The organism is Streptomyces hazeniae (assembly GCF_031845485.1).
GTDB lineage: Bacteria > Actinomycetota > Actinomycetes > Streptomycetales > Streptomycetaceae > Streptomyces > Streptomyces hazeniae.
The window spans coordinates 575,414-587,164 of record NZ_JAVREQ010000001.1 but is presented as its reverse complement, the minus strand read 5'-3'; the positions used below and the strand labels follow the sequence as shown (position 1 = coordinate 587,164).

Sequence of the window (11,751 nt, the reverse complement as noted above, 5' to 3'; positions counted from 1 at the left end):
CTCGGCGAGCTGGGCGCGGACTCCGCCGGGGGCGGCCGGGACGCCGACGGCGACCTCGACCGGCTGGAGGCCACCCTGCTCGCCCTGCCCGCCTCCGAAGTCTCCCGGATGAAGGTGACCGCCCGGCTGCAACAGCTAATGAAACGCCTGGACGCAGCCGCGGACGCTGACGGCGGGCCCGACGTCTCCGCGAAGATCGAGGCCGCGACGGCCGACGACATCTTCGACCTGATCGACAACGAGATCGGAACGCGGTGAGCCCGATGGTCAACGAGGACAAGCTGCTCGAGTACCTGAAGAAGGTCACTCTCGAGCTGCACGAGACCAAACAGCGACTCCGCGAAGCAGAGGCGACCGGCGGCGAGCCGGTGGCCGTCGTCGGCATGGCGTGCCGTTTCCCGGGAGGCGTCGACTCGCCCGAGGCGCTGTGGCGGCTGCTCGCCGACGGCGTCGACGCCATGGGCGCCTTCCCGCCCGACCGCGGCTGGGACGTCGGACAGGGCGTCGGAGGATTCGTCGACGGCGCCGCGGACTTCGACGCCGGCCTGTTCGGCATCTCCCCGCGCGAGGCCCTGGCGATGGACCCGCAGCAGCGCATGCTGCTCGAAGTCGTCTGGGAGTCGCTGGAGCGCTCCGGCATCGGGCCGCTGTCGCTGCGCGGCCTGCCCGTCGGCGTCTTCGCGGGCACCAACGGCCAGGACTACGGCGCCGTACTCGCCCTGTCCGGCGAACAGGCCGACGGCTACGGCGGTACGGGCACGGCGGGCAGCGTGCTGTCCGGCCGCATCTCCTACGCGCTGGGCCTGGAAGGGCCCGCGGTCACCGTCGACACCGCGTGCTCGTCGTCCCTGGTCGCCCTGCACCTGGCGGCGCAGTCCCTCCAGTCCGGCGAGTGCTCCCTCGCCCTCGCGGGCGGCGTGACGCTGATGTCGACGCCGGGCGCCTTCGTCGAGTTCGAACGGCAGGGCGGGCTGGCGGCCGACGGCCGGTGCAAGGCGTTCTCCGACGACGCCGACGGCACGAGCTGGGGCGAGGGCGCCGGCGTGCTGGTGCTGGAACGTCTCTCCGACGCCCGGAAGAACGGCCACCGGGTCCTCGCCGTCGTCAAGGGCTCCGCCGTCAACCAGGACGGCGCGTCCAACGGCCTGACCGCGCCGAACGGGCCGTCTCAGCAGCGCGTCATCCGCGAGGCGCTGGCCGGAGCCGGCCTCGCCGCATCCGAGGTGGACGCCGTCGAGGCGCACGGCACCGGTACCTCGCTCGGCGACCCGATCGAGGCACAGGCCCTCCTCGCGACGTACGGGCGGGGACGGGAGGCGGACCGTCCGCTGTGGCTGGGGTCGGTCAAGTCCAACATCGGTCACACGCAGGCCGCGGCGGGCGTCGCCGGACTGATGAAGGTCATCCTCGCGATGCGGCACGAGAAGCTGCCGCAGTCGCTGCACGTCGGCACGCCCTCGTCCCACGTGGACTGGTCCGCCGGAGCCGTCGAACCCCTCGCCGAGGCCCGCGACTGGCCACGGTCCGATCGTCCGCGCCGTGCGGGTGTCTCCTCGTTCGGCATCAGCGGAACCAACGCGCACGTCATCCTCGAAGAGGCCCCGGACGCGCCCGACGCCCCGGCGGACGAGCCCGCCGAGGGGCCCGCCACCGCGCTTCCGGCGGTCCCGTGGCTCGTCTCCGGCAGGACGCCCGCCGCACTCGCCGGCCAGGCCGCACGCCTGGCCGGCGGGGTCGCGACGGACCCGCCCGCGGACGTGGGCCTGTCGCTGGCGACGGCCCGCTCGGGCCTGGACCACCGCGCCGTGGTGCTCTCCGCGGACCCGGCCGCACTCCGGTCGGGACTGGAGGCGCTCGCTGCGGGCGACCACTCCGCGGACGTCGTCACCGGACAGGTGACCGACGGCCTGACGGGCTTCGTGTTCTCGGGGCAGGGTGGTCAGCGTGCGGGGATGGGGCGTGAACTCGCGGCTGCTTTCCCGGTGTTCGCCGAGGCGCTGGACGAGGTGTGTGCGCACTTCGAGGGTCTGCGGGCCGTCATGTTCGAGGACGGCGACGGTGTGCTGCGGCAGACGGGGTGGGCGCAGCCCGCGCTGTTCGCGGTCGAGGTGGCGCTGTTCCGCCTCGCCGAGTCGTGGGGCGTGAAGCCGGACTACCTGGCCGGGCACTCCGTGGGTGAACTGGCGGCCGCGCACGTCGCGGGGGTGTTGTCGCTGGCGGATGCGTGTGCGCTGGTGAAGGCGCGGGCGTCGTTGATGCAGGCGCTGCCGGAGGGCGGCGCGATGTGGGCGGTGCGTGCCACGCCGGAGGAGGTCGAGCCGCATCTGGTGGAGGGCGTGTCGGTCGCCGCGGTGAACGCGCCGGGTCAGGTCGTGGTCTCCGGTGCCCGGGAGGCCGTGGAGCAGGTGGCGGCCGTGCTGGGGGAGGGGCGGCAGTCGCGGTGGCTGGAGGTCAGTCACGCCTTCCACTCCGTCCTGATGGACCCGATGCTGGAGGACTTCCGCCGCGTCGCCGCAGGCATCACTTACGCGGAGCCGACCCTGCCGGTGGTGTCCACGCTCACCGGTGACCTGGTGGCGGAGTTCACCGCCGACTACTGGGTCGACCAGCTGCGCGGCACCGTCCGCTTCGCCGACGCCGCCGCACGCCTCGCCGCCGAGGGCGTCACCCGCTTCGTCGAACTCGGCCCCGACGCCACACTGGTCGCCGCGATCGAGGAGACCTGCGGCGAACGGGCGCTCGCCGTCCCGGCCCTCCGCCGCGACCGTCCCGAACCCCGCACCGTCCTCACCGCACTCGCCCGGCTCTGGGCGCACGGCGGCACCGTCGACTGGGCGGCGTACTACGCCCCCGCCCGGGCCCGGGTCGTCGACCTGCCCACCTACGCCTTCCAGCACCAGCGCTACTGGCCGACCGCACGGCTGTCCGTCGGCTCCCAGCCGCTGGGCTCCACCCGCGCCGGGCACCCGTTCCTCCAAGCCGTGATCACCCTCGCCGGGCGCAGCGACGTGCTGATGCTCGGTGGCATCTCCGCGCAGAGCCACCCGTGGCTGGCCGACCACCAGGTGGCCGGCCGGCTCGTCTTCCCCGGCACGGGCTTCGTCGAGCTGGCGCTGAGTGCGGGCGACCGGGTCGGATGCGAACAGGTCGACGAACTGACCCTCACCACCCCGCTGGTCGTCCCCGAGACCGGCGTCGTGCACCTCCAGCTGCTCGTCGGCCCCCCGGACGACACCGGCTGCCGTGCGCTCCAGGTGTCCTCCCGCCGCGACGACGATCCGGCCGGCCAGTGGACGGAGAACGCCTCCGGTGCGCTGGCGCCCGCCACCGCCACGCCGCCCGCCGACCTCGCCGCGTGGCCGCCGTCCGACGCCGAGGCGCTGGACGCGTCCGGTCTCTACGCGCACCTGTCCGGGCTCGGCCTCCAGTACGGGCCCACCTTCCGCGGCCTCGAACGCGCCTGGCGCGTGGACGACGAACTGTTCGTCGAGGTGCTGATGCCCCGCCCCTCCGGCGCCGGTCAGCAGTCCGACGCCGACACCTTCCACCTGCACCCCGCCGCCCTGGACGCGGTGCTGCACGCGATGGCCCTCGACGCCGGGGGCGGCGACCCGTCCGCCGCCCCGGACGACGCCACCCCGGGCCGGCTGCCGTTCTCCTGGAGCGGCGTGACGCTGCACGCCGAGGGCGCCACCGCGCTCCGCGCACGGCTGCGCGTCACCGGCCCGGAGAGCCTCACCGTCCAGGTCGCCGACGTGTCCGGCCGCGCCGTGGCCGACGTGCGGTCGCTGACGCTCCGCCCCATGGCCGTCGACGCCCTCACCGGCGGCGCGCCCGACGCTGCCGGAAACGCGCCCGCCGACGCGCTGTTCCGCCTCGACTGGACGCGGACGACCACCCCCGCCGCCGACCCGGACGTGGGCCCCACGGCTGTCCTCGGCACCGAGGACACCGCCCGGCTCCTCCCGTCCGGCACCCGCCACCCCGGACTGGCCGCGCTGCGCGCCGCGCTGGACGGCGGGGAGGAGGCACCCGCGGTCGTCCTCGCACCGGCCGGACGTCCCGGCGCCACCGACGCGCAGGCCGTGCACGAGGCCGTGCTGGAGACCCTGGAGCTGATCCAGGGCTGGCTTGCCGACGAGCGGTTCGAGGACAGCCGCCTCGTCCTCGTCACGGACGGCGCCGTCGCCGCCCGGGACGGCGACGCGGTCACCGACCTGGCCGGCGCGGCCGTGTGGGGGCTGGTGCGGTCCGCGCAGTCCGAACACCCCGGACGCTTCCAGCTCCTCGACACCTCCGCCCCCGTCACCGAGGCCCCCGCCCCCGACGAGCCCCAACTCGCCCTCCGCGAGGGCGGCGTGCTCGCCTGCCGTCTCGCCCGCGCCACCCCCGCGCCCGGCGCGCAGGCGGACGCCACGGGATACGGCGACGGCACGGTGCTGGTCACCGGCGCGACGGGCGAACTCGGCGGCGTGATCTGCCGCCACCTGGTCGCCGCGCACGGCGTCCGCGACCTGCTCCTGCTCAGCCGCCGGGGCGCGGACGCGCCCGGCGCCCGCGCGCTCGCCGCCGAACTCACCGACGCCGGCGCCCGCGTCACCCTGGCCGCCTGCGACGCCGCCGACCGGGACGCGCTGGCCGCCGTGCTCGCCGACGTCCCCGCCGACCGTCCGCTGACCGGCGTGGTGCACGTGGCCGGCGTCATCGCCGACGCCACCGTCACCTCCCTCGACGCCGACCGGGTCGCACGGGTGCTGCGTCCCAAGGTCGACGCCGTCCTCAACCTGCACGACCTCACCCGCGACAGCACGCTGTCGGCGTTCGTGGTGTTCTCCTCCGTCTCCGCCGCACTCGGCGCGCCCGGTCAGGGCAACTACGCCGCCGCCAACGCCTTCCTGGACGCCCTCGCCGCGTCCCGCCGGGCGGCCGGTCTGCCCGGACTCTCCCTGGGCTGGGGCCTGTGGGCGCAGGCGAGCGAGCTGACCGGCCGCCTCGACGACGCCGACCTGCGGCGCATGGCGCGCGGCGGCGTCATCCCGCTGACCGCCGACGACGGCACCGCCCTGTTCGACGCGGCCGCGGCCACCGGCCACGCCGCCGTCCTCCCCGTACGGCTCGACCTCGGCACGCTGCGGGAGACCGGCGAGCACCTGCCGCCCGTGTTCCGCGGACTGGTCCGGCGCCCCCGCCGCAAGGCCGCCGCAGCCACCTCCGCCCAGGCCGCCACCCTCGTCGACCGGCTCACCGCGCTGCCCGCCGAGGACCGGCTCCCGGCACTGCGCGACCTGGTCCGCGCACAGGCCGCCCTCGTCCTCGGTCACGAGGGCGCCGACGACGTCGCCGTCGACCAGCCGTTCCGCGACCTCGGCTTCGACTCGCTGACCGCCGTCGAACTCCGCAACCACCTCAACGCGGCCACCGGCCTGCGGCTCACCGCCACCCTCGTCTTCGACCACCCCACCGCGGCCGCCGTCGCCGACCACCTCCTGGAACGGCTGCTCGGCGGCGACGCCGCCACCGCACCCGCCGCGCGGCCCACCCGGCGCGCGCAGCGCGCCGAGGACGACCCGATCGTCATCGTCGGCATGGCCTGCCGCTACCCGGGAGGCGTCCACGACCCCGACGACCTGTGGCGGATGGTCAGCACCGGCGCCGACGGCGTCACCCCGTTCCCCGACGACCGCGGCTGGGACCTCGACCGGCTCTTCGCCGCCGACCCCGGCGCGAGCGGCGCCACCTACGTCCGCGAGGGCGGCTTCCTGCACGACGCCGCCGACTTCGACGCCGCGTTCTTCGGCATCTCCCCCCGCGAGGCCCTGGTCATGGACCCGCAGCAGCGACTGCTGCTGGAGACCTCCTGGGAGGCCGTCGAGGCCGCCGGCATCGACCCGGCGACCCTCCGGGGCGGGCGCACCGGCGTGTTCGCCGGCGTGATGTACCACGACTACCTGTCCCGGCTGCACACCGTGCCCGAGGGCGCCGAGGGCTTCCTCGGCACCGGTTCGGCGGGCAGCGTCGTCACCGGCCGCGTCGCCTACCTCCTCGGACTCGAGGGCCCGGCCGTCACCATCGACACCGCCTGCTCCTCGTCCCTGGTCGCCCTGCACATGGCGGCGCAGGCGCTGCGCGAGGGCGAGTGCGACAGCGCGCTGGCCGGCGGCGTCACCGTGATGGCCACCCCCGGCACGTTCATCGACTTCAGCGCCCAGCGCGGCCTCGCCGCCGACGGCCGCTGCAAGTCGTTCGCCTCCGCGGCCGACGGCACCGGCTGGTCCGAGGGCGTCGGCATGCTGCTGCTGGAACGCCTCTCCGACGCCCGCCGCAACGGCCACCGCGTCCTGGCCACGGTGCGCGGCTCCGCCGTCAACCAGGACGGCGCGTCCAACGGCCTCACCGCCCCCAACGGGCCGTCGCAGCAGCGCGTCATCCGCCAGGCGCTGGAACGCGCCGGACTGTCACCCCGCGAGATCGACGCGGTCGAGGGTCACGGCACCGGAACCGTGCTCGGCGACCCCATCGAGGCGCAGGCGCTGCTCGCCACCTACGGCCAGGACCGGGACGAGGACCGGCCGCTGTGGCTCGGCTCCCTGAAGTCCAACATCGGCCACGCCCAGGCGGCCGCCGGCGTCGGCGGCGTCATCAAGATGGTGCAGGCCATGCGGCACGGCGTGCTGCCCCCGACGCTGCACGTCGACGAGCCCAGCACCCAGGTCGACTGGGACTCCGGCAGCGTCGAACTGCTCACCGAGGCACGTCCCTGGGACACCGAGGACGACCGCCCCCGGCGCGCCGGCATCTCCTCGTTCGGCATCAGCGGCACCAACGCCCACGTCGTGATCGAGGCCGCCGGCCGGCAGCCCGAGCCCGCCCGGCCCGACGGCCCCGCCCCGACGGTGCCGCTGCTGCTCTCCGGACGCACCCCGGACGCCGTACGCGCGCAGGCCGCCGCACTCCGCGACCACCTCGCGGACCGCCCCGAACTCACCCCGCTCGACACCGCGTTCTCCCTCGCCACCGGCCGCAGCCGCTTCGACCACCGCGCCGTGGCCGTCGGCGGCGACCGCGACGAACTGCTCGCCGCCCTGGACGCCCTCGCCTCCGGAACCCCCGCACCCGGCACCGGCCACGGCAGGGCGGCCCCCCGCAAGGTCGCGTTCCTCTTCACCGGCCAGGGCGCCCAGCGGGTGGGTGCCGGACGTGAACTGCACGCGGCCTCACCGGTGTTCGCCGCCGCCCTGGACGACGTGATCGCCCGCCTCGACCCGCACCTGGACCGCCCGCTGCGCGAGCTGCTCTGGGGCGAGCCCGAACCCGGAGCCGAAGCCCTCCTCGACCGCACCGGGTACGCGCAGCCCGCGCTGTTCGCCGTCGAGGTCGCCCTGTACCGGCTGCTGGAGTCCTGGGGCCTGCGCCCGGACGTGCTGGCCGGCCACTCCGTCGGGGAGTTCGCCGCCGCCCACGTCGCCGGGGTGCTCACCCTGGACGACGCGTGCCGCCTCGTCGCCGCACGCGGCCGGCTGATGCAGGAACTCCCGCCCGGCGGCGCGATGCTGGCGCTCCGCGCCACCGAGGACGAGGTACGCCCCCACCTGGGCGACGACGTGGGTCTCGCCGCCGTCAACGGCCCGGACGCCGTGGTGCTCTCCGGGGAGGACGACGCCGTCGCACGCGTCGCCGACCACTTCGCCGACCGCCGCACCAAGCGCCTGCGGGTCAGCCACGCCTTCCACTCCGCCCGCATGGAGCCGATGCTGGAGGCGTTCCGCGAAGTCGCCGAGTCCGTCACCTACCACCCCGCCGGCATCCCCTGCGAACCCACCGCCGCCGACGCCCCCGAGGGCGGGTACGGCGACCCCGCGTACTGGGTGCGGCAGGTCCGCGAGGCCGTACGGTTCCACGACGCCGTCACCCGGATCCGCGACCGCGGCGTCACCGGCTTCGTCGAACTCGGCCCCGACACCGCCCTCGCCCCCGCCGTCCGCGAGATCCTCGAGACCGAAACCCCACAGCCCGGCACCACCGGCCGCGAGACGGCCGAGCCGTTCGTCGTCTCCCTGCTCCGCCGCGGCCGCCCCGAGGCGCAGACCCTCGCCACCGCACTGGCCGCCGTCCTGCCCCACGGCGACCACCTGGACGCGGAGACGCTGTTCGCCGGCAGCGGCGCCCGCCGCGTCGAGCTGCCCACGTACGCCTTCCGGCACCAGCGGTTCTGGGCCGACGCCGGCACCGGTCCCGCCGACCTGAGCGCCGCCGGACTGGCCGGCGCCGCGCACCCGCTGCTCGGCGCCTGCCTCCCGCTGCCCGACGGCGGCACCGTGTGCACCGGGCGGCTGCCGTCCGCCGCCCACCCGTGGCTGGCCGACCACCGGGTCACGGGCAGCGCCGTGCTCCCCGGCACCGCCCTCCTCGAACTCGCCGTCCACGCCGGGGACCACGCCGGCTCCGACCGGGTCGCGGAACTGGTCCTCGCCGCGCCGTTCCCCCTCGACGTCACCCAGGACCGGCAGCTCCAGGTGGTCACCGGACCTGCGGACGAGACCGGCGACCGCACCGTCCGCATCCTGTCCCGCATCGTCGGCGCCCCCGCCGACGCGCCCTGGACCACCCACGCCACCGGCACCCTCACCGACCGGCCCGCCGCCGAGGCGGACCCGTTCGACGCCACCGTGTGGCCGCCCGCCGACGCCGTGCCGGTGCCCGTCGACGGCCTCTACGACGACCCGGCCGAGGAGGGCGTGGCCTACGGCCCCGCGTTCCAGGGCCTGCAGGGCGCCTGGCAGCGCGACGGCGAGCTGTTCGCGGAAGTGGCGCTGCCCGAACCGGTGCGCGCCGCCGCGCCGCACTACGGCCTGCACCCCGCGCTGCTGGACGCCGCCCTGCACGGCATCGCCTTCCTCCTGCCCGAGGGCGCCGGGCGCCTCCTGCCGTTCTCCTTCGGCGACGTCGCCCTGCACGCCACGGGCGCCGCCTCGCTGCGGGTGCGGCTCACGGCGAACGGCCCGCAGGAGGTGGCCATCGCCGCAGCCGACCCGTCCGGTCGTGCCGTGGCCGACGTGGGCGCCCTCGCCCTGCGGGCACCGTCCGACGCGCCGCGCCCGGAGAACTGGTCCGACGCCCTGTTCCGCGTCGACTGGACGCCCGTCGCCGCGGGCGGGGCGGAGCCGGAGACCCGCCGCTGCGCACTCGTCGGCTCCGACACCCTGGACCTCACCGGCCCGCTCACCGAAGCCGGCGTGCCCGTCGAGTCGTTCGCCGACCTCGACGCGCTCACCGGCGCCGTCTCCACCGGCATGACGCTGCCGGAACTCGTCCTCGTCGCCGTCGACGGCTCCGACGGCTCCGACGGCTCCGACGGCGCCGACGGCGCCTCCGACGGCGACGACACCCCGGCCGCCGCCCGGACCGTCACGGCACACGCGCTGCGCACCGCGCAGACCTGGCTCGCAGCCGACGCCCTCGCCGGCAGCCGGCTCGCGTTCGTCACCCGTTCCGCGGTCGGCACCGGCCCGGACCGCCCCGGCGACCTCGCCGCCGCGCCGCTGTGGGGCCTGCTGCGCAGCGCCCAGACGGAGAACCCCGGCCGCTTCGTGCTCGTCGACCTCGACGACCAGCCCGACTCGGTGCTCGCCCTGCCCGCCGCACTCGACACCGGCGAACCCCAACTCGCCGTGCGCGACGGCCGGGTGTGCGCCGCACGCCTCGCCCGCGTTCCCGCGCCCGCCGACCCGGCCCACGCCTGGGACCCGGACGGCACGGTGCTGGTCACCGGCGCCACCGGGTCGCTCGGCGGCCCCGTCGCCCGGCACCTCGTCACCGACCACGGCGTCCGCCGCCTGCTGCTGCTCAGCCGCAGCGGCGCCGCCTCCGCCCAGGGCGCCGCCCTGCGCGACGAACTCACCGCGCTGGGCGCCCACGTCACCCTCGCCGCCTGCGACGCGGCCGACCGGGACGCGCTGGCGGCCACCCTCGACGGCATCCCGGACGCCCACCCGCTCACCGCCGTCGTCCACCTCGCCGGCGTGCTCGACGACGGCGTGGTCTCCGCCCTCACCCCCGAACGGTTCGACGCCGTCTTCCGCGCCAAGATCGACGCGGCGCTCCACCTGCACGAACTGACCCGCGACACGCCGCTGTCCGCGTTCCTGCTCTTCTCCTCCTCCGCCGCCACCTTCGGCGCCCCCGGGCAGGGCAACTACGCCGCGGCCAACGCCTTCCTCGACGCGCTCGCCGCACAGCGCCGCGCCGACGGACTGCCCGGCCTGTCGCTGGCCTGGGGCGCCTGGGAACAGGGCATGGCCGGGCGGCTCGACGAGACCGACCGCGGCCGGATGACGCGCGGCGGCGTCCTCGCCCTCACCGAGAAGGAAGGGCTCCAGCTCCTCGACCAGACGCTCCGCACGCCCGACGCCGCCCTCGTCCCCGTACGCCTCGACACCTCGGCGTTCGGGCCCGAACCGGCGCCGCTGTTCCGGGGCCTGGTGCGCCGCTCGCCGCGCCGCGCCGCCGCGTCCGGCGAACCGGCCGGTCCGTCCCTGGCCCAGCGGGTGCGCGGCATGGAACCGGAGGCCCGCCGGGCCGCCGTGCTGGAGACCGTACGGGCCGCCACCGCGGCCGTGCTCGGCCACCCGTCCGGCGACGCGATCGCACCGGACGCGGTCTTCCTCGAACTCGGCCTGGACTCCCTCACGTCGGTCGAGCTGCGCAACGCGCTCGCCGCCGCCACCGAGCTGCGGCTCCCGGCCACCCTGGTGTTCGACCACACCTCGCCCGTCGACCTCGCCGACCACCTGTCCGGCGAACTCGCCGCGGCCACCGGCCCGGAGAGCCCGCAAGGCGCCGAACCGGCTCCCGCCGCCCGCCGGGACGCGGACGACACGGTCGGCATGCTGTTCCGCCGGGCCGCCGAGGAGGGCCGTCACAAGGAGGGCTTCGCACTGCTGGAGAGCGTCGCCCGGCTGCGGCCCACGTTCTCCTCGGCGGACGAGGTCGCCGCGTCGCCGACGGCCGTACGTCTCGCCGGCGGACCGGCGCCGGTGCGGCTGGTCTGCATCAGCTCCCAGGTGGCGCTCGCCGGCGTCCACCAGTACGCCCGGTTCGCCTCCAAGTTCCGTGACCTGCGGGACGTCGTCGCGCTGGCCGTGCCCGGGTTCGCGAGCGGGCAGTCGCTGCCCGCCACGGAGGACGCCCTCCTCGCGCTCCTCGCCCGGATGGTGCGCGAGCAGGTCGGCGACGAGCCGTTCGCGCTGCTCGGCTCCTCCTCGGGCGGCATCCTCGCGTACGCGACCGCCGCCCACCTGGAAGAGGCGGGTCACCCTCCGGCAGGAGTCGTCCTCCTCGACACCTACGTCCCCGGCGACGACTCCCTCGGCCAGTTCGAGGACCAGCTGCTCGGCGGGATGTTCGCGCGGGAGGAGAGCTTCGCCCGCATGGACACCGCGCGGCTGTCCGCCATGGCGTGGTACTTCAACCTGCTCGGCGACTGGGCGCCCGGGAAGCTCTCGGCACCCCGGCTCCTCGTCCGGGCAGGGGAACCGGTGGCCGGCGGGGACACGCTCTCCCCGGAGGACTGGCAGACCGGCTGGACCGAGGCCGACGACATCGTGGACGTCCCCGGCAACCACTTCACGATGATGGAGGACCTGGCCGGGACGACCGCCGGCGTCGTGGACGACTGGCTGCGCGCCCGGGAGGCGTGACCGAACCCGCCCGGCGCACCGCACCCGTCACTCCCGGGGGCCCCGGCCGCCGGGT

At 76.1% G+C, this 11,751-nt stretch carries 1 protein-coding gene; it reads left to right on the top strand.

All coding sequences use genetic code 11. The annotated features are described in order from the left end of the window. The first annotated feature begins 254 nt into the window (after window positions 1–254). Window positions 255–11,696 carry a type I polyketide synthase gene (locus RM572_RS02700; RefSeq protein WP_394813498.1) on the top strand — a complete coding sequence of 3,814 codons (11,442 nt, stop codon included), beginning with the start codon at window positions 255–257 and terminating at the stop codon, window positions 11,694–11,696. The last annotated feature ends 55 nt before the right edge of the window (window positions 11,697–11,751 follow it).